Below are 19,308 nucleotides of genomic sequence, written 5' to 3'. Positions count from 1 at the left end.
TGGTCGCCAGAACCCAGCGTGACGTCACGTTCTGTATGAACGCGTCACCAACTCGGCGCACCTTGAGGCGGGCGCATTCCCTCGTGGGTTTGTTCGAGCATCGATTTCATTAGCCGTGCGCATGGATGAGCGGGTACACAGCAAGACCGATGAGGGCCGCGGCGATGACGATGATTGGCTCCTGCAGCTTCTTGAACCGCCACAACAGCAGCACGGTTGCGAGCGCGAGCAGAATAGTCGGCAAGTCGACGATCGAGCGCCGTGCAATCACGATCACCGAGCCGGTAATGGCGCCTACGGCGGCGGCAGTAATGCCGTCGACGAATGCCTTGACGGCGGGCAACTTGCCGTACTTCTTGAAGTACGGCGCCGGCAGCACCGTGAAGAGGTAACAAGGCAGGAAGGTGCCAAGGGCTGCCACACAGGCGCCCGCGAGTCCCGCGACCAGATAACCGATGAAACCAACCGTGATCACGACGGGTCCGGGCGTAATCATCGCGACGGCCACGGCATCGACAAACTGTTTGTCATTGAGCCAGTGATGCTCGGTGACCACACCGCCGTAAAGGAACGGGACGATTGCCAGCCCGGAGCCAAAAACGAAAGCACCCGCCTTCATAAAGAACAGTCCGATCTGACCGAGCAGCGGCCAGTCAAGACCACTGAGCACGCCGCTCGCAGCCGGCAGTTGTGCCGCTGCTGCGGCATTCAGTCCGCCCCTGCTTAACCATTTCGGCGGAGCAACGACGAACCAGTTGATGAGCCCGCCCGCAATGAAAAGCCACGCGATCTCCGACTCGGTGATGACGGTCACCGCCGCGAGTGTCAGATAGATCGCCCACAGGAGCCTGTTCCTGCCGATGGTCTTCGTGGTGAGCTTGTACGCGCTCATCGCGATGATCCCCACGACTGCGGCCCCCACCCCATAGAAGGCAGCCTGCATCCATGAGAGGCCGCCAAAGTGAGCATAGGCCCAGCCAAGGCCAACCACCATCAGGAATGACGGCAGCACGAAGGCGATACCGGCGAGCGTTGCACCCACGATGTGATAGTGCACGTGGCCCATATAGATGCCGAGCTGTGCCGCAAGTGGTCCGGGCATCATCTGCGCGAGCGCCAGCCCCTCACGGTAATCCGACTCGCTGATCCAGCGGCGCCGCTCGACGAGGTCGCGGTGCATGTAGCCGACGAGCGCCACAGGTCCGCCAAATCCGAACGTGCCAAGCTGCAGCATGTACAGGACCAGTTGGCCGAGCGTGTAGCCTGGTGCCGTCGCCGTCGTCGTGCTCACGATCGTCCTCCGGCGCCACGGCCTTTTGCAGTGGAGAGGAAGTGCGTGTAGAGCGAATCGAGCACGCGACTCATTTCATCGAGCAACTGATCGTCGTCCGACGCGCGCTCCCTGGCGCCTGCCATCACGGCTTCGAAACCAATGGCTTCGGGCACGGCGGCACCACCAACGTCGAGTGCGTGGACCATCTCGCCGAGCCGCAGGAGAGCGGGGTCCTTGTCGAGACCGAAGCTGACGAGCAGCACTTCGAACGTCACGCGCTCGCCGACGTGGGTGAACGCAGCGCCGTCGAAGTCGAAACCAAGCACGTTGGATGGGCAGGCACCGGGCGATGTGAGCCAGATGAAGTGCGCATCGCGATCGATGAAGCGCCGGATCAGCCACGCGCTTGCGACGCGGTCGACCCACATGTGTTGCCGTGTGGCCCACGTTCGCCCCTGATAGTCGCTGACTGACAGGCTCCGGATGGGCCGCTCGGCGGAATGGGGTTCACCCGGCGAAAGCACGGTGTCGACCAGTCCGATGAAGTCCTGCCACGCCGCCTCGGCACGGGTTGCGGAGTCGCCCGGGAAGAAGTCAATCGCGACAATCGTTTCGTAATCCTTGCGCAGACGCCGAAGCAGCTTCGTGAGATCAGTCGCTGACTGGCCGGAAACCGTCTTGCGTGCGTCCTTCAGCGCGCGCACGAACTCCGCATGGTCGTCACTGCGGTCGAAAAGCCCCCGGAATTCCTCTTCCTGCGCGGCATCGAGGCTAGCCGCGCGTAGCAGGTGCGCCGTGCCACCACTATCAGCGATGGCCCCCGCGAGTTCGCGCAGCACCTGCTCGCGCTCCTCCGTGTGAGGCAGCAGATAGATGCCGTCCCGAAGTACAGCGCAGCCACGGGCCTTCAGCGCACGCCAGTAACGCATCCGCGCGGTAGCGTTCTCTGTCGGGAGAGTCAGCACCAGTAGCGACCAGGTTGACAAGGTGTTCATGTAGACAACGTTACATTGCAGTAACGCTGCCTACAAGTTAACTTTTGCTCTGTACGCCGAGTTTCACGCGTGAATCGAGCAAAGGGGTCTGTAAACTGTCCCTTCTGCAGCAAACATGAGGTTGGAGTGGTGAGATCCGGATACGGCGCGATATTCACCGCCTTGGCCGCCGCCGCGCTGTTCGGCGCCGCGACTCCGCTGGCCAAGGCGCTGCTCGGCACAGTCAGCCCATTCATGCTCGCAGGCCTGTTTTATCTCGGTAGCGGCCTGGGGCTGGGCGTCGGCATCGCGTGGCGCGCCTTCCGATCGCGCGGGCTCCAGTCCGGCGCGCACCACCGCATCACCCAAGGCGAGCTGCCCTGGCTGATCGGGGCGATAGCGATGGGTGGCGTCGCCGGGCCCGCCTTGCTGATGCTGGGCCTGTCCACCACACCGGCGGCAACCAGTTCGTTATTGCTCAACCTCGAGGGCGTGTTGACCGCAGTGATTGCCTGGGTGGTGTTCCGGGAAAACGTCGACGTTCAGGTTTTTCTCGGCATGGTGGCGATCGTTGCGGGCGGCGTGCTTCTGTCGTGGCATCCGGGACAGGCAGGCGTGCCGGTGGGCGCGATACTGATCGTCGGCGCGTGTCTGTGCTGGGCAATCGACAACAACCTGACGCGCAAGGTCTCGGCGAACGACGCGATGGTGATTGCGTGCCTCAAAGGGTTGGTGGCCGGTCCCGTGAATCTCGGCATCGCGATTGCGGCTGGCGCTTCGCTGCCGTCAGCAGGAACCATGACGGCAGCGATGCTGACCGGGCTCGGCGGTTACGGCATCAGCCTCGTGCTGTTCGTTGTCGCGCTTCGCCATCTCGGTACGGCGCGTACAGGTGCGTACTTTTCGGTTGCGCCGCTTTTCGGTGTGATCCTTTCGCTGATCATATGGCCCGCCCTACCCCACCTGTCTTTCTGGATTGCCGCGGTCCTGATGGCGCTGGGTATCTGGCTGCATGTGCGCGAGCGGCATGAGCATGAGCACAGTCATGAGTTTCTCGAACACACGCATCGGCATCGCCATGACGAGCATCATCAGCACGAGCATGATTTTCCTTATGCCGGTGACGAGCCGCACACGCACCCTCACGTGCATCTGCCTATTACCCATTCGCACGCGCATTTCCCCGATATTCATCATCGGCATCAGCACTAGCGGTGAGCCAGAGGCGTCAGTCCGACCGATTGCTGGAATGCGCGTAAAAGCCGAAACGGCGGAACGCCCGACGTCGCCGCCAGTTCCTCCGATGATCCCCCGCGTACTCTCTGCGACGATCATCGCATTCGCGATCAGTGGGACTGACGGGGCAACGCGTGCCGAACAGCGCGGTTTACCGCTGCTCGTGCGCATCCGGCTGAACGCTATCCTCCGGCGACGTTTCGATGCCATTGTCAGGCGCCGACTGCACGTTTTCTTCCGGAAATGACTCGATACTCTGCACGGCAGGCGGCTGCACGCGTTCGACCACGACCGGCGGACCGGCACTTGCCGCTGGCGCCTTGCTCTGCACGTTGCTCGAAACGCTGCTGAGGCCCGTGCCTACGGTCGAGGTCGTGGTACTTGCGCTCTTGAGGATGCCCTGCGGGCCGAACATGAACACGGCTGCGGAACTGTGTGTGTCGGAGCCGCCGACCAGCGACCCGATGAACGGAAGAAAGTTTTCCGGGTGGGGCCGCGAGGTCACGTAGGTGTAGACGAGCAGCGTCGAGCCGTCGTCCAGCGCGCTCTCTACCGACGCCGGACCGAGCGCGGCCACCACTTCTTGCAGCGTTGTTACGCCCGGCTTGAAGCTCGATATCTGTTCGGGTCTCACTTCGACGCCGGCCGACACGCATCCGGCAAGCACTGCGCCGCAAATGAGCCCAACCACCCGATCACGCTTCATGGCTCCTCACCACGCTTCACGGCGCCTCCTACCAATCATTCTAGGTCGCTGGTTTCATTGCGGGGAGGCCCGAGCCTCCACCGCTGCCGCCTCTGTCAAAACCGGTGCCGCAACCCCGCCAGCACCGCAATCTGACTATTCCGCCCTGCCCCAGCCGGTCCGAAGAAGTTGATTGCGACGGTGCTCGCATCGCCGGCCAGACGCTGATAGACCATCGACATATGCAGATCGGTGCGCTTCGACAGCAGGTAACTGATGCCCGCGTCCACCTGATGCCATTTCGGCCGGTCGCCGGTTGCGAACGACGTCGCGCCGGTACCGGTATAGCCACCGCCATCGGTGAAGATGTAGCCGAGCCCCGCCATCAGCGCCGGCGTGAAGTAGTAGCGCCCGTTGATCTCGTAGTTGTTGACACGCAGGCTGTGGCCGCCACGATAGTCGAGCAGCGTGTTGGTGAAGATGAAGTTCACGTTTGCAGCGCCGAACGTATAGCCGGCGCCCAGCGCCGAGATCCGCTGGCGCTCGACGAAACCCGCGTTATAGAAGATGCTGGTCGAGCCGCTGTACTCGTCGCCGATCGCGCCGCTCGGATTATTCCCCGACGCGAGCCCCGCCGACGGATTGTTCAATTGCAGGTAGCTCGCAACCAAATGCAGCGGCCCGCGCAGGTAGTCGACCCCGAAGCCGTACGCGCGATTGTTCGCGAAGCCCTGGCCGGCGTCGCCGCCCGCCTGGTTGCTGAACGCGTAGAGCGCGCCGAGCTTCAGACCCGTGAGCGGACTCACCTCGTACTTGACGCTGTTGTTCAGGCGAAACGTCTGGAAGCTGTCGTCGACGTCGCCGATATGCGCGCCGTAGATGCTGCCGAACATCAGCCAGGACATCAGCGGCGCGACGTAGTCGAACGTGTAGTCGTACTGGCGGCCGAGCGTCAGCTTGCCGTACTGCTTGCTCGCCAACCCCACGTACGCCTGCCGCCCGAACAGCCGGCCGCCCTGCGACGACGTGCCGTTCAGTCCGCTGAAGCCCGCTTCGAGCTGGAACACCGCGGACAGGCCGCCGCCGAGGTCCTCGCGTCCGAGGAAGCCGAAGCGGTCGCCGCTGCCCCAGCCGGTCGCCATCGACCAGCGCGAGGCGCCCCGCGCCTTGATCGACGACGCGACCGTATTCGTCCAGGCAATGCCGTTATCGATGATGCCGTACAGCGTGACCGAGCTTTGCGCGTCGGCCGTGAGCGGCGCCGCGAAGGCGCAAACCACCGCAGCAGTGCAGACTGCTGTTTTCATTGTGCTTCTCCGGTTTCGATGCAATTGGATGATGCGGATGAAAGGCGGCGGCAGCGCGCCTCGTGCGCGACCGCGCGCCGCGCACGGCCGGCCCTACCGCTGCTGCTAGTCCTACCGCTCGGCCGCGGACAGCGGCGGCTCGGCGCCCGCGAGATCGAGGTCGGCGAGATCGTCGTCGTGCGCATCGCCGGGCCGGTACATGCGACCGAGCACGAACATCAGCGCCGCGACGGTGACGACCGGCAGCGCCGCGACCTGGAACAGCTCGCGCACCGGCAGATGTCCGGCAAGCAGCATCCCGCCGATCATCGGGCCCGAGATGGAGCCGATCTTCGCGACGCCGATCGCGGTGCCGGTGCCTTTCGAGCGGAAGCTGGTCGGATAGACGATCGATGCGACCGCATTGAGACCCGCCTGGGTGCCGGCCACGCAGAAGCCGACGCCGAACACGGCGGCGGTCAGCAAAGCCGTATTCAGGTCCATGCCGAGCACCGCGACGAGCGGAAAACCGAGCAGCGGCAGACAGGTGACGAGCCGCACCCCATGTCGATCGATGAAGCGCATCAGCACGAGGCCGCCGAGCGTGCCGCCGACCGAGAACAGCGTCGTCATCAGCGCGGCGCGATGCGCGGCGACGCCGGTCGCCTCGATCAGCACGGGCAGCCAGTTCTGCAGGAAGAACAGCGCCATCGAATTCGCGATGTACGCGAGCCACAACGCGGACGTCACATAGCGCAGGCGGCCGGCGAACAGCATGCGTGGCGAGAACCTGGCGACGCGGCGCTCGTCGGTCACGACGAACTGCGCACCTGCCGGCAACGCGAGATCGGGCCGCACGCGCGCGGCGGTCGCCGCGATGCCGTCGCGGGGCCAGCCCTTCAGCACCTGATAGCGCAGCGACTCCGGCATCACGAACGACAGCCCGGCCGCCACCACGAGCGGCGCGAGCCCGCCGACCACGAATACCGCGGGCCAGCCATAGTGCGGCACGAGCCACACGGCAACGCCGCCGCCGAAGCCCGCGCCGAGCGTGTAGCCGGTGAACATCAGCGTGACCCAGGTGGCGCGCAGCCGCCTCGGGGCGAATTCCGACACCAGCACGAACGCGTTCGGCACCGCGCCGCCGATGCCGATGCCCGCGGCAAAGCGCAGCCACAGCAGGTGGTCGACACTCGCGGCCCATGCGGTCGCGAGCGTGATGAGCCCGTACCAGCACGCGCCGAGCAGGATCGCGCGCTTGCGGCCGATCCGGTCGCCGATATAGCCGAACAGGATCGAGCCGATCATGATGCCGAAGATGTTGGCGCCGAACACCGGACCGAGCACGCTGCGCTCGATATGCCACGCACGAATCAGCGACGGCGCGGCGAACGCCAGCGCACTGAGCTCGTAGCCGTCGGTCAGCATCACGAGCCATGTCGACGCGATCAGCAGGATCGCGAAGCGGCCGATTCTCTGTTCGTCGATCAGGCGCGACACGTCCACCGTGCGCGCATCGGGCAGGGTTTGAATCATCGTCTCCTCCAGAGGTGCCGCGTCGGCGGCCGGGCAAATCCCGGCGCGTCGCGCGGTTCCGTCATATCGTCTCTGGCCGGCGCGGCAGTGGGCGCTCATCGCGAGCCTCCTCGCGGAGCTCGCGCTGCACCTCTTTGGTATTTCCGCGCCGCCGGCGGGTCGTGCGTCAGTTCTTCAGATGCGGCGGATCGATACGATCGACGTTGTCGGCGAGCCGCTCGCGCAGCATGCCGCGATCGATGTCATGGACGCTGCCGCCATCGGCGAGATCGAACGCATGCGCGGCCGCCGCGCCCATCGCGATGCACGGCCCCATCACCCGCACGCTCGACAGCGCGGTCGCATCCGCGTCGATGCAGCGGCCGGCCGCGATCAGGTTGTCCGCGTCCTTCACGACGAGGCTGCCGAACGGCACGGTATGCAGATGGTCGTCGCCGAACGGCTTCCATTCGTAGCCTTCGGCGCGATCGTGCAATTCGATCGGCCACGACGTGCGCGCGACCGCGTCGGGAAACTGCCGGGCGGCGATCACGTCGTCGGAGCTCAACTGTTGCGCGCCGACGATCCAGCGGGTCTGCCGAATGCCCGGCAGGCCATAGCTGCGGATGTGCGCGTTGCGATAAATGTGCGGATACTCCGCGCGCAGAAACTCGAACGCGCGGTCTGCCTGGTCGCGGCCGACCAGCGCCGTGCGGGACGCCGCCATCGGTTCGAGCGGCGTCTCGATGTGCGTCATGTTCGCGATGCCGATATTGCGGCCACGGAAATAGAACACGAGCCCGTCCTTGCGCTCCAGCCCATACGCGTGCGCCTTTTCCTCGACGCGCTCGCGAAACGCGGGCGGCGTCGGCAGATCGGTTTCGTCGAGGTTCTCGAGCACGATCATCTGCGTGCCGCGAATCGGCGTTTCCGGCTCCTGGCAGTCGAAGCCGGCCAGCCAGGTGAGCGCCGCATCGCCGCTCGCATCGACGAAGCCGTTCGCCGCGATGCGCACGTCGCCGTAGCGCGTCGCGACTTCGAGCTCGCGCACCCGCCGCCCTTCGCGCACGACGTCGCGCAACACCGCGCCGAGTACGACGGTGATGCCGGCATCGAGAATCTTCTGCTCGATCCAGCGCGCGAGCGCGACTTCGTCGTACAGCACGACGGTCGTCAGCGGCCCTTCCTTGTAGTGCAGCGCGCCCTTGTCGCCGAGATCGCGCAGGATGCCGTCCGCGATGCCGTGCGTGACCTGGAAGCGCTGCGGCCCGTTCGAGAACAGCCCGCAGAACGTGCCGATGATCGAGTTGACCGCCTGGCCGCCGAGCGCGGGCAGGCTATCCACCAGCACGACCTTGCGGCCAAGCGCGGCCGCTTCGAGCGCAGCCGACGTGCCGGCGATGCCCGCGCCGACGATGCACACGTCGGCGTCGAGTTTCCAGCCCGTCGGTTGGCCGCCGCGGCGGACGATACGAGTACCAGTCTTCAAAACATTTCCTCCTTGAGAAACCATCGCGGTTGCGCGCGGTGCTGCCCGCGCGGCGAAATCAGGCGCGGCTGCGTTTGAGCACTTCGACGACGCCACGCTCGGCATCGACGCGAACCCAGTCGCCGGTTTCGATCACGTCGAGCGGATCGATGTCGAACTCGGTCAGCGACGGCGCATGGCTCACCACCGCGCCGAGCGCGATCTTCGTGGTCATTTCGTTGAACAGCATCGCGGCCGGCGCAGTGCCGGCGATCCGCGCGATATGGAACTGGCTCGACCAGCCCGACGAACCCTTCGCGCCGGGAAACACCAGCACCTTGTTCGCGAAGCTCTGGCCGCGCAGTTCGTGACGGGTCTCGATGATCGTGCCGGTGCGCGGGTCGATGCCGCCCCAGCCGGAAATGCGATCGCGCGTGACGAGCGCCTCGCCCTCGACACAGCCGCCGACCACCTTGCGTCCGCGCAACACGATCGGTGCGGCCGGCTTAGGTGCGGCCGGCTCAGGTGCGGCCGGCTCAGCTGCGGCCGGCGTCGGTGTGCCTAACGTGCCATTCGTCTCGTGGTTCGTGCTCATGCGGCCAGCCCTCCAGTCCAGCGGCCGCTCACCGCGGCCTCGATGCAATCGGCGGTGGTGCCGAACCAGGCCTGCACGCCCATGATCGCGGGCAGGTAGTGCGCCTGCTTCGCCGAGTCGAGCGCGACGACGCGCGTGCCTTTCGGCATCACGCGGCCGATCGCCGAGCAGGTGTCGGTCATCAGCACACCGCCCGCATCCTCGATCAGCTTCGTATAGCCGGCCTGGTCCGCGAGCTGACGGGTCGCGCGCGCGGTGAAGATCCACAGTTCGGTATTCGCGCCGATGCGGCGGCCTTCGAGCAACTGGCAGACCTCCCAGATCTGCTCGATCGAATAGTGCGGGCAGCCGAGCATCACGAAGTCGACCTGCGCGTCTTTCGCGGTGGTGTTCACGCGCTCGTATGCGAGGCGCCGCTCGGCCGCGCCATAGCGAATCGTCTCCAGAGGCTTGCGGCCGCGGAACGCTTCGTCGCGCGTGCGCGCCTCCGGCGTCTGGCCGACGATGTGGTACATCTCGACGCCGCCCGAGGACGCCGCGGCCGCGCCGAAGTGCTTGAGCTTCGGCAGGTTCGGCACGCCGCGCAACCCGTCGATCACCGGAATCCGGTCCTGCACGAGCTCGCCGACGTAGTAGCCGAGCAGTCCCCAGTCCTGCACCGTCTTCACGTCGATGTCGAGCTCGATCAGATGCGTGCCGCCGCGGTTTTCGTCGAGGTGCAGACCCCAGTACGGAATCTTGCCGGTCAGCATCGCGGCGCCGGTGCTCTCGCGCCCTTCCGCGTTGGTACGCGCGCCGAGCACCGCGTTGATGTAGATGACCGCCGACGACTCCATCCACGCGCAATGCTCGCCGCGCACCGGCACGTTACCGGTCAGATACGGCGCGCAGGTGTTCAGCGGCTGAATGCCGAGCCGCCCCGTGAACGCCTCGCCCTGGCGGTACAGCTTCACGACCTCGCCGTCGATGCCCTGACGCTGCGCATGCTGCGGGTCGAGCCCCTGCTGCAGATGGCTGCTGAACACCTTGGCCTTCGGCACCTCGACCACCTCCGGACTATCGAGGTTGAATTCGGAAAACACCGCGTCGAGGCCGCCGTGCTTCGCGGCGTAATCGCGCAGGAACGGCATCGTCGCGCCGACCGTGCCGCATACGTTGTTCGTGTCCACCAGCCGGGGCGCGCCGAGCGCTTCGCCGTAGCGCACCAGCAGATCCATCGCGCGCTGCACGGCCGGGCCGTCGCGGCCGTCGAGCATCGCCCGTTCGTCGTCGTTCAGCTGCATTTAGCGCACTCCGTGGGCAGGTTCGAGTTGCTCCGCTTGCGACGCCGCGTGCCGGTCGATGTCGACCGTCGTCGCGCGCCGCAGTTCGCGGCGCACCGATAGATCGTGGCGGCGGCCGCGGTGCAGCGTGCAGCGGTTGTCCCAGATCACGAGGTCGCCGGGCTGCCAGCGATGCGAATACACGAAGCGGCGCGCGGTCGCGTGTTCGAGCAGGTCCATCAGCAGCACGCGTCCTTCGGCAAGCGTGCGATCGGCGATATGCGTCGCGTGTGCGCCGATGAACAGGTGCCGGCGTCCCGAACCGGCGTGCTCGCGCACCAGCGGCCAGCGCACCGGCGGCAATGCGTTGCGCTGCTCGTCGCTGTAGTCGGTGTCGCCGAGCAGGAAGCGCGAGTGCAGCGCGTAGTGCTCTGCTTCGAGCCCTTCGAGTTCGCGCTGCTCGCGCGGTTCGAGCGCATCCCACGCGGCGCGCATGTCCGCGTACTCGGTTTCGCCGCCCGACTCCGGCACGACCACCGCGTGCAGCATCGAATAGCGCGCGGCCGGCTGCTGGAACGAGCTGTCGCTATGCCACAACTGGTTCGCCAGATTGCCGACGATGCGCCGGTGCGCGCGGTCCGCGATCTGTCCGGACTCGTCGACGTTCGAAATGTCCGCGAGCTCCTGGTACGCGAGCCGCGCATGCGGACGCGCGACGCGCTTGAAACCGAGGTCGAGCGGCCCGAGCGAGCGCGCGAACGCCAGCTGCTGGTCCTGAGTAAGCGGCTGACCGCGGAACACCAACACGGCGTAGCGGTTCATCGCGGCGTCGATCGCACACGCAAGCTGTTCGGAAACGGGCGCCGTCAGATCGATGCCGCTGGCGAGGCCAACGAAATCCGGATGCGCGGCGTCAATGGGAACGACTTCAAGCGACATGGGCTGCTCCTGTTTGAGGGTTGTCCGGCGCGGCATCGTCGCGGCGACGATGCAGACGGCCGAGAGCGAACGCGAGCACCGCGACGAACGCGACCGGCACCGCGCCGAGGAAGAACAGTTGCTCGACCGGCAGATGCGCGGACATCAGCATCCCGCCGATCACCGGCCCGGCGATCGCGCCGATCTTCTGGATGCCGACCGCCGCGCCGGTGCCCTTCGCGCGCAGCGCGGTCGGATAGACGAGCGCCGCGACCGCGTTCAGGCCGAACTGCGTGCCGACCACCGTGAAGCCGGTCAGGAACACGGCCGCGACCAGCATCGGGCCGGGCAATCCGGTGCCGAGCAGCGCGACGAGGGGCGTGCCGACGAGCGGCAGCGCGGTGATGATGATGGCGCCGCGCGTGTCGACGAAGCGCATCAGCGCGAGGCCGCCGAGCGTGCCGCCAAACTGGAACATCGTCGATACGAGCGCCGCCTCGCGCGGTGCGAGGCCGACGCTTTCGATCAGCACCGGCAGCCAGCTGCTGAGGAAAAACAGCGCCATCGAGTTCGCGATGTACACGCCCCACAGCACCGGCGTCAGCGCGCGCAGCCGTCCCGCGAACAGCAGTCGCAGCGAGCCGTCGCCGCCGTCGCCATGCGCGTCACCACGCGAAGCGCCGCCCGTCACGAAGCGCGCACCCGGCGCGACGGCGAACCCCGGCGCGATACGTGCAACGATTCGCGCGACTTCCGCGTGACGGCCCTTGAGCGTCAGAAAGCGGATCGACTCCGGCACCGCGAACCACAACATCGCGCTCGACACGAGCGGCGCGATGCCGCCGATCACGAACACCACCTGCCAGCCGAATTTCGGCACGAGCCACGCGGACACGAGGCCGCCGACGCTGCTGCCGATCGTGTAGCCGGTGTACATCAGCGTGACCCAGGTGGCGCGCCAGCGCTTCGGTGCGAACTCGGTCGTGTACGCGATCGCGTTCGGCACCACGCCGCCGATGCCGATGCCCGCGAGGAAACGCAGCACGAGCAACTGGTCGAGCGCGGTGGCCCGCGACGCCGCGAGCGTGAACCCCGCGAGCACGACGCTGCCGATCACGATCATCCGCTTGCGGCCGATTACGTCGCCGAGATAGCCGAGCACGAACGCACCGATCATCGTGCCGAACACGAATGCGCCGAACACCGGGCCGAGCACGCCGTGCTCGAGATGCCACGCGCGGCTCAGCGCCGGGGCCGCGAAGGCCATCGCGGCGAGGTCGTAGCCCTCGGTCATCATCATCACGCCCATCGCGACGATCAGCAGCACGCCGAAGCGGTTCGTCTGCTGCCGCTCGATCACCGTGCCGATGTCAATTACGGTTTCGTCGCCCATCTCAGCGCCCCCGCGCCGGCCGGTCCGCGCCGAGCACCGCGCCTTGCGGCATCGTGCCGACCGTCGCGCGATAGATCTTCAGCCAGCCGGTGTCGTTGACCGGCGCGGGACGCTGCCATGCGGCGCGCCGGCGCGACAGCTCGGCTTCGTCGACCTTCAGATCGCAGACGCGCCGCTCGAGATCGATCTCGATCGTGTCGCCGTCCTCGACGTACGCGAGCGGTCCGCCGGTCGCCGCTTCCGGCGACACTTCCGCGACCACCAGCCCCTTGCAGACGAGGCCCGACAGATGCCCGTCGGTCAGCATCGCGACCTGCTCGGACAGGCCCGCGCCGTCGATCGCGAACACCACCCGCGACGCGCCGCCGCCCATCGCCGGGCCGCCGCACACGCCCGCGCCGCGCATCACGACGACCTTGCCCGGTTGCACGCGACCGTCCTTGATCGCCGCGATCGCATCGTCGGAGGTCGAGAAGCAGATCGCCTCGCCGGTGAACGCGCGCTGCTTGGTCGGCGAGATGCCGAACTTCACGATGCCGGCCTGCGGCGCCAGGTTGCCGCGCACCAGCACGATGGCCGGATGATTCGCGAACGCGCGCTCCGGCGGGCGGATCACGTCGTCGTCGGCGATCCGGACATCGGCCAGGTTGTCCTTCACCGTGCGCCCCGTCACCGTCAGCGCGCCGGTGTCGAGCCACGCTTCGAGCCGCTTCATCACGCCGCGCCCGCCGCCCGCCGCCTCCAGTTGCTCGATCGTGTGCGAGCCGACCGGACGCACGCCGGTCAGCACCGGAATCTGCGCGGCGAATTCCTCGAACAGCGCGTACACGTCGACGTCGAGCTGGCCCTCGGCCGCGACCGCCTGCAAGTGCTTGACCGTGTTGATCGAGCCGCCGACCGCGAGCACCGTCTTCACCGCATTCGCGAACGCGCCGCGCGTGAGGATGTCGCGCGGCTTCAGGTCGTCGCGCACCATCTCGACGATGCGCGCGCCCGCTTCGTGCACGAACGCGAACATCCTGTCGCTGTTGGCGGCGACCGGCGTGCTGCCGGGCAATGACATGCCGAGCGCCTCGCTGACCATGTGCATCGAGTTCGCCGTACCGAGACCCGAGCAGACGCCCGGCCCGCGAATCGCGTTCTGGCTCATGCCGATCAGGTCCTCGACCGGCAGCGTGCCGGTCAGCGTATGCATCGCGCCGACGAACACGTCCTCGATGTCCACGTGCTCGCCGCGGAATTCGCCGCTCGGCTGATAGCCGCACGCGACGACGATGCTCGGGATGTTCAGCCGCGCCGCGGCCATCAATTGGCCCGGCACGGTCTTGTCGCACGAAGCGAGGCACACCATGCCGTCGAGCTGCGCGCCTTCGACGGCCACTTCGATGTCGTTGGTGACGAGGTCGCGCGCGGCCAGCATGTAAGCGCCGCGCGCGCCCGCGCCGGTGATGAAGTCGCTCGGCGCCGCGGTGCGGATTTCGAACGGCAGCGCGCCCGCCGCGCGGATCGCCTGCTTCAGTTGTGCGGCGATGCCGTCGAGATGGCTGAAGCAGGTCGCGAGTTCGGACGAGGAATTGACGATGGCGATTTTGGGCTTGTCGAGGTCTTCCTCGCTGATGCCGAGATTGCGCCATTGGGCGGCGCGCACCGCGCCGAGGTAGGAACCGCGCGGGAAATTGCTGCGCAACGGGCGTTGCGGCTTGCGTCCATCGGACATGGCGTCTCACTCCTTTGTTGTGGAAACGATGTTAGGAAGCACGATAAAATCCGTCAATTATGTGACATCGATAGGCATCATCCAAACCATGGATATTCGTCAGGTCGACCTGAATCTGCTGAAAGTGTTCGATGCGCTGCTGAAAAAGCGGCATGTGACGCAGGCGGGCGTCAGCATCGGGCTCAGCCAGCCGGCAATGAGCTACGCGCTATCGAAGCTGCGCGAGCTGTTCGAGGACCCGCTGTTCGTGCGCACGGGCCGCGGCATGGAGCCGACGCCGCGCGCGCAGGCGCTCGGTGATCCGGTCGCGCGGCTGCTGGATCTCGTGCAGACGGAAATCCTGCCGATGCCCGAATTCCGCCCGGCCGAGTCGTCGCGCAGCTTCGTGCTGTGTATGTCGGACATCGGGGAAATGGTGTTCCTGCCGAGGCTGCAGAACTTTCTCGACAAGACCGCGCCGCACGTGAGCATCAAGACCGTCGCGCTCAGCATGCCGGAGCTGGAGGAAGGTCTGGCGAGCGGCGACGTCGATCTCGCGATCGGCTACTTTCCGGGTTTGAACAGCGAATCGCTGAAGCGCAAAGCGCTGTACCGGCATTCGTACGTGTGTATCGCGCGTGAAGATCATCCGGAAATCGGCGACACGCTGTCGCTCGATCAGTACCGCGCGGCCGCGCACGTGATGATTCATCCGGAAGGCCGCGAGCAGGACGTGCTCGCTCGCACGCACGAACGCCTCGGGATTCGCATCAACGTGCGCTTCAGCGTGCCGCGCTTTATCGGCGTGCCGTTCGTCGTCGCCGGCTCGGACATGATCGCAGCGGTGCCTCAGGCGGTCGGGCGGCGCTTCGCGGAGTTCGTGAACGTCAAGCTGCTGCCGTTACCCTTCCCCGCGCCCAAGTACGATTTTTATCTGCACTGGCATCCGCGCTTTCATCACGAGCCGGCCAACCGCTGGATACGCGACGCGATGAGCGAGCTCATCAAGGGGCCGATGCAGCACGAGCCGTTGCCGAATACGAAACGGACGCGCCTGAAGGCGGCGCTGTAGTCCGCGCTGCTGCGGCGCTACGCGCTCATGATCCGGAATCGGCGTCGCTCGCGTGGATGAGCAGCAGTGGCGTTTGCGTAATTTGCAAGACCCGCCCAGCGACGCTGCCGAGTATCCAGCGCGTGATGCCGCGCCTGCCGTGCGTACCCATCACGATCAGTTGCGCGTCCCAGCCGCTCGCCTCGCGCACGATCGCATGAGCAACGTCATCGTTGGTCCGGTTGGTCCTGACGAGCGCCGTCGAGACCCGCGTCGACGCGCGCGCCAGCACCGGCTCCGCAGCGGCAAATGCATCCTTGCCTTCGCCGACGAACGAGTCCTCGAGCGAATCGATCGGAATCCAATCGGAGAGTCGCACGGCGCGATCGATCACATAGACTGCTCGCAATTCAGTGTCGGACGCAGCGAAGCGTATTCCGTACTGCAATGCGGACATCGACTGAGAACTTCCATCGACCGCGAACAGGATGCGCTCGGGCAACTCGCTATGCGTCGCGCTGTAGCTCTGCGGGACGACCAGCATCGGGCAGCGCAGACGTCTCGTCAGCGGTTCGGACACCGTACCCTCGGCCCAACGCTGCAACCCCTGGTGTTGACGCGCGCCTACCACCATCAGGTCGGCTCGCCATGTGTCGGCCGCATCGATCAGCGCATCCACGACGTCGTTGCCGCGCTTCGCGAGGTCGATGACTTCCGTGTCGATATGTGCATCACACGCGGCCAGCGATCGCTTCGCCCGATCGAGCGCTTCGACTGCATCGCGGAGCAATTCATCGCGCGCCAGATCCAGCATGTGGCCGACGCGCCGACCCGTCGGAAACAGCGTGTGGGGATTCTCGGCCACGCTCACGAGGCGGACGTCGCATCCGGACGGAAGGAGGTTTCGCGCGTAGTCGAGCGCCTGTCGAGATGCGTCCGACGAATCGACTGCGATCAGCACTCTGCGCGGCAGCGTCGACATGCCGTCGACTGGATGGGGGGAATTCATGGTTGGCTCCGAACTACGGCATGTTTATCTACGAACGGCTCGCCGGCGCGAAATCGGTCAGCTCGGCGCTGAGTTACCTGTTTGGCACCGCTTATCCGGAGCCCGGCGTAGTGGTGACGAATGGCGTCGACTACGAGATCTACGCGAAACGCGACGCCTGAGCGGCTCCCTCTGCGATGCCCCGCTCATCACAGAGGGCCGTTCGCATTCAAGCCCGTGGCGCCTGCCGTTCTTCCGACGTCGTCATTTCCCCAGGGCGGCGCAACATCTTGTCGACCTCGCCCGCGTGCATCTCTTCGACGTGGATCATCTGACGGGCGAACTCCTCGAGTGCAACCGAGCGGTCTTCCACCAGCGCCAGCAGGTCGCGATACAACTGCAACGCGACATTCTCGGCTTGCAACGACTCGCGGAGGATCGAAGCGATATCGAAGGTATGCGAGTCGAGCAGAGGACCGATCGCCAGCGACGGATAGGCGCCCAGGGTGGTGATCCATTCGCCGGCCTGCTGTGCGTGCAACAACGATTCGTCCGCCTGAGCGCGCAACCACTCCCGGATCGGGATGCGCCCGAATCCGAAAACAAGCAACGAATAGTGCGTATAACGGACGACGCCGGCCAACTCGGATTCGAGAATCCGGTTCAGCACCGCAACCACGTCCTCCTTATTGATCTCGGCCATTTGAAATCTCCTTTCACTCAAACCGTCGCCGCACGCTCAAGCACCCTTCCCCTGCTTCACCCGCTCGATCTGCTGCTTCGCCGCCTGATACACCGCATCAGGCGTGAAACCGAACTTCTTCTTCAGATCCGCAATCGGCGCCGACGCGCCGAACGTATGCATGACGACCTGCGCACCGAGCCGCCCCGTATACCGGTCCCAGCCGAGCGACGCAGCCTGCTCGACCGCGACGCGCGCTTCGACGTCCGCCGGCAGCACCGACTCCTGATACGCGCTGTCCTCGCGCTCGAAGATGTCCCACGACGGCATCGACACGACGCGCGCCGCGATGCCCTCGCTCTTCAGCTTCTCGTACACGTCGGCGCAGATCGACAGCTCGCTGCCGGTCGCCATCAGGATCACTTCGGGCTTCTTGCCATCGGGCGCATCGGCGAGCACATACGCGCCGCGCTTGACGCCGCTCGCTGACGCATAGCGGCTGCGGTCGAGCGTCGGCAGCGGCTGGCGCGACACGACGATGCACGCCGGCCGATGCGGCTGCGTCAGCGCGACCCGCCACGCCTCGGCCGCTTCGTTCGCGTCGCCGGGACGCAGCACCGTGAGGCCGGGCACGCCGCGCAACGATGCGAGCTGCTCGATCGGCTGATGCGTCGGACCGTCTTCGCCGACGCCGATCGAATCGTGCGTGAACACATAGATGGCCGGCACTTCCATGATCGCGGACAGGCGGATCGGCGGCTTCATGTAATCGCTGAAGATCAGGAACGTCGAGCCGTACGCGCGCAGATTCGATAGCGCGAGCCCGTTGACCACCGCGCCCATCACATGTTCACGAATGCCGAAGTGCAGATTGCGGCCGCCATAGCTATCCGCCTGGAAGCTGCCGGCGCCTTCGAACTTCAGGTTGGTTTTCGTCGACGGCGACAGGTCGGCCGCGCCGCCGATCATCCACGGCACGCGCGCGGCAATCGCATTGAGCACCTTGCCCGACGATTCGCGCGTCGCGATGCCCTTCGCGTCGGCGTCGAAGCTCGGGATGTCGCTGTCCCAGCCCTGCGGCAATTCGTGCGCCTGCATCTGCGCGAATTCGCGCGCGAGATCCGCGTACTGCTTTTTGTAGCTGTCGAACTTCGCCTGCCATTGTTCGCGCGCCGCCTTGCCGCGTGCGCCGATGCCTTGAGCGAAACGTTCGTGCACGCCCTCGGGGACGTAGAAGAACTTGTCCTCGGGCCAGCCGTAGAACTTCTTGGCCAGCGCAACTTCCTCGACGCCGAGCGCTTCGCCGTGCGCGGACGCGGTGTCCTGCTTGTGCGGCGCGCCCCAGCCGATGATGCTGTGGACCACGATCAGTGTCGGCCGGTCGGTTACCTTCTTCGCTTCGACCAGCGCCTTTTCGAACGCGGCGGTGTCGTTCGCATCGCCGACATTCAGCGTGTGCCAGTTGTAGCCGTGAAAGCGGCTTGCCACATCGTCGCTGTACGCGAGGTCGGTATGGCCTTCGATCGTCACGCGGTTGCTGTCGTAAATCCAGATCAGGTTCGACAGCTTCAGATGCCCCGCGAGGGAGGCCGCCTCGTGCGAGATGCCTTCCATCATGTCGCCGTCGCCGCACAGCGCGTACACGCGGTAATCGAACAGCGGCGCGTCCGCGCGGTTGAAGTGGTTCTCGTACCAGCGCGCGGCCATCGCCATGCCGACGCTATTGCCGAGACCCTGGCCAAGCGGTCCCGTGGTGGTCTCGACGCCGGTCGTCATCCGGTACTCGGGGTGGCCCGGCGTATTGCTGTCGATCTGGCGGAAATGCTGGATGTCGTCGAGCGATACGGCCGGCGCGCCGGTCGGCTTGCCGTGTTCGTCGACGGCTTTCACGTTGGCCAGATGCAGCAGCGAATACAGCAGCATCGATGCATGCCCGACCGACAGCACGAAACGGTCGCGATTCGGCCACAGCGGCTCGTCAGGGTCGTAACGCAGATGGTGTTGCCACAGGTGATAGGCGATCGGCGCGAGCGCCATCGGCGTGCCGGGGTGGCCGGAATTGGCTTTCTGCACGGCGTCCATCGACAGCGTGCGGATCGTGTTGATGCACAACTGATCGAGGGCGGGATCGTTTTGCATGGGACGCTCCTTGTTCGGCAATTCGGGAGACGGCCGACGCACGCCGCTGAGCGCGCGGACGGCTCGGCGCATCGTGTCGACATGGAAAACGCGCGCGTCCGGGCGTGTCGCCAGGGACGCGAAGCCGCACGTGGAACCGCACACGTG

At 66.0% G+C, this 19,308-nt stretch carries 17 protein-coding genes; 3 read left to right on the top strand and 14 right to left on the bottom strand.

Annotated features, from left to right (window positions below; genetic code table 11):
- Nucleotides 1-109: 109 nt before the first annotated feature.
- Together GCT19_RS18830 and GCT19_RS18825 are read right to left on the bottom strand one after the other, a co-directional pair.
- On the bottom strand, nt 110-1,291 hold the full coding sequence (locus GCT19_RS18830; protein WP_321576828.1) for a chromate transporter: 1,182 nt from the start codon (nt 1,289-1,291) through the stop codon (nt 110-112).
- A complete protein-coding gene (locus tag GCT19_RS18825; protein ID WP_026229191.1) occupies nt 1,288-2,268 on the bottom strand; it encodes a chromate resistance protein ChrB domain-containing protein in 981 nt (326 codons plus the stop codon). The genes GCT19_RS18830 and GCT19_RS18825 overlap by 4 nt, the downstream gene beginning before the upstream one ends.
- 129 nt (nt 2,269-2,397) lie before the next feature.
- Between GCT19_RS18825 and GCT19_RS18820 the strand changes: the two genes are divergently transcribed.
- Nucleotides 2,398-3,459: a DMT family transporter gene (locus tag GCT19_RS18820; RefSeq protein ID WP_321576830.1), complete on the top strand. Its 1,062-nt coding sequence runs from the start codon at nt 2,398-2,400 to the stop codon at nt 3,457-3,459.
- 175 nt (nt 3,460-3,634) lie between these two features.
- Here the strand turns inward: GCT19_RS18820 and GCT19_RS18815 are convergent, their stop codons facing one another.
- From GCT19_RS18815 to ilvD, 9 genes are all read right to left on the bottom strand, one after another.
- Nucleotides 3,635-4,189, bottom strand: coding sequence for a hypothetical protein (locus GCT19_RS18815; protein WP_152852759.1), 555 nt, complete (start codon nt 4,187-4,189; stop codon nt 3,635-3,637).
- Between the two features lie 95 nt (nt 4,190-4,284).
- Nucleotides 4,285-5,475, bottom strand: coding sequence for a porin (locus tag GCT19_RS18810; protein ID WP_152852758.1), 1,191 nt, complete (start codon nt 5,473-5,475; stop codon nt 4,285-4,287).
- 111 nt (nt 5,476-5,586) lie between these two features.
- Nucleotides 5,587-6,990 carry an MFS transporter gene (locus GCT19_RS18805; protein WP_152852757.1) on the bottom strand — a complete coding sequence of 468 codons (1,404 nt, stop codon included), beginning with the start codon at nt 6,988-6,990 and terminating at the stop codon, nt 5,587-5,589.
- Between the two features lie 166 nt (nt 6,991-7,156).
- A complete protein-coding gene (locus GCT19_RS18800) occupies nt 7,157-8,482 on the bottom strand; it encodes an FAD-dependent oxidoreductase (RefSeq protein WP_152852756.1) in 1,326 nt (441 codons plus the stop codon).
- A 34-nt stretch (nt 8,483-8,516) separates the two neighbouring features.
- The gene (locus GCT19_RS18795) at nt 8,517-9,032 is read right to left on the bottom strand and encodes an aconitase X swivel domain-containing protein (protein WP_227749285.1); all 516 of its coding nucleotides are present in this window, start codon (nt 9,030-9,032) and stop codon (nt 8,517-8,519) included.
- Nucleotides 9,029-10,315 carry an aconitase X gene (locus GCT19_RS18790; RefSeq protein WP_152852755.1) on the bottom strand — a complete coding sequence of 429 codons (1,287 nt, stop codon included), beginning with the start codon at nt 10,313-10,315 and terminating at the stop codon, nt 9,029-9,031. Before GCT19_RS18790 ends, GCT19_RS18795 begins: the two co-directional genes overlap by 4 nt.
- Nucleotides 10,316-11,233 carry a TauD/TfdA dioxygenase family protein gene (locus tag GCT19_RS18785; RefSeq protein WP_152852754.1) on the bottom strand — a complete coding sequence of 306 codons (918 nt, stop codon included), beginning with the start codon at nt 11,231-11,233 and terminating at the stop codon, nt 10,316-10,318.
- On the bottom strand, nt 11,223-12,605 hold the full coding sequence (locus GCT19_RS18780; RefSeq protein ID WP_152852753.1) for an MFS transporter: 1,383 nt from the start codon (nt 12,603-12,605) through the stop codon (nt 11,223-11,225). Before GCT19_RS18780 ends, GCT19_RS18785 begins: the two co-directional genes overlap by 11 nt.
- Nucleotide 12,606: 1 nt before the next feature.
- The gene (gene ilvD / locus GCT19_RS18775; protein ID WP_152852752.1) at nt 12,607-14,322 is read right to left on the bottom strand and encodes a dihydroxy-acid dehydratase; all 1,716 of its coding nucleotides are present in this window, start codon (nt 14,320-14,322) and stop codon (nt 12,607-12,609) included.
- An 88-nt stretch (nt 14,323-14,410) separates the two neighbouring features.
- On the opposite strand from ilvD, the gene GCT19_RS18770 reads away from it, so the two are divergent.
- A complete protein-coding gene (locus tag GCT19_RS18770) occupies nt 14,411-15,373 on the top strand; it encodes a LysR family transcriptional regulator (RefSeq protein WP_018438090.1) in 963 nt (320 codons plus the stop codon).
- Nucleotides 15,374-15,398: 25 nt separating this feature from the next.
- Here the strand turns inward: GCT19_RS18770 and GCT19_RS18765 are convergent, their stop codons facing one another.
- Entirely contained in the window at nt 15,399-16,361 is a 963-nt protein-coding gene (locus tag GCT19_RS18765) for a universal stress protein (protein ID WP_152852751.1), read from the bottom strand.
- A 2-nt stretch (nt 16,362-16,363) separates the two neighbouring features.
- Here GCT19_RS18765 and GCT19_RS42800 point away from each other — a divergent pair, with 2 nt between their 5' ends.
- Nucleotides 16,364-16,522, top strand: coding sequence for a hypothetical protein (locus tag GCT19_RS42800; protein ID WP_157646586.1), 159 nt, complete (start codon nt 16,364-16,366; stop codon nt 16,520-16,522).
- Between the two features lie 47 nt (nt 16,523-16,569).
- Here the strand turns inward: GCT19_RS42800 and GCT19_RS18760 are convergent, their stop codons facing one another.
- Both GCT19_RS18760 and tkt read right to left on the bottom strand, forming a co-directional pair.
- Nucleotides 16,570-17,043, bottom strand: a complete 474-nt coding sequence (locus GCT19_RS18760; protein ID WP_013091733.1) for a ferritin-like domain-containing protein — start codon at nt 17,041-17,043, stop codon at nt 16,570-16,572.
- Between the two features lie 36 nt (nt 17,044-17,079).
- A complete protein-coding gene (gene tkt / locus GCT19_RS18755) occupies nt 17,080-19,161 on the bottom strand; it encodes a transketolase (RefSeq protein ID WP_018438093.1) in 2,082 nt (693 codons plus the stop codon).
- Nucleotides 19,162-19,308: the final 147 nt, after the last annotated feature.

This window comes from Paraburkholderia atlantica, assembly GCF_009362785.1.
Classification (GTDB): domain Bacteria; phylum Pseudomonadota; class Gammaproteobacteria; order Burkholderiales; family Burkholderiaceae; genus Paraburkholderia; species Paraburkholderia atlantica.
Note: the sequence above shows the minus strand (reverse complement) of the source record. Positions and strands in the feature narration are given on the sequence as shown.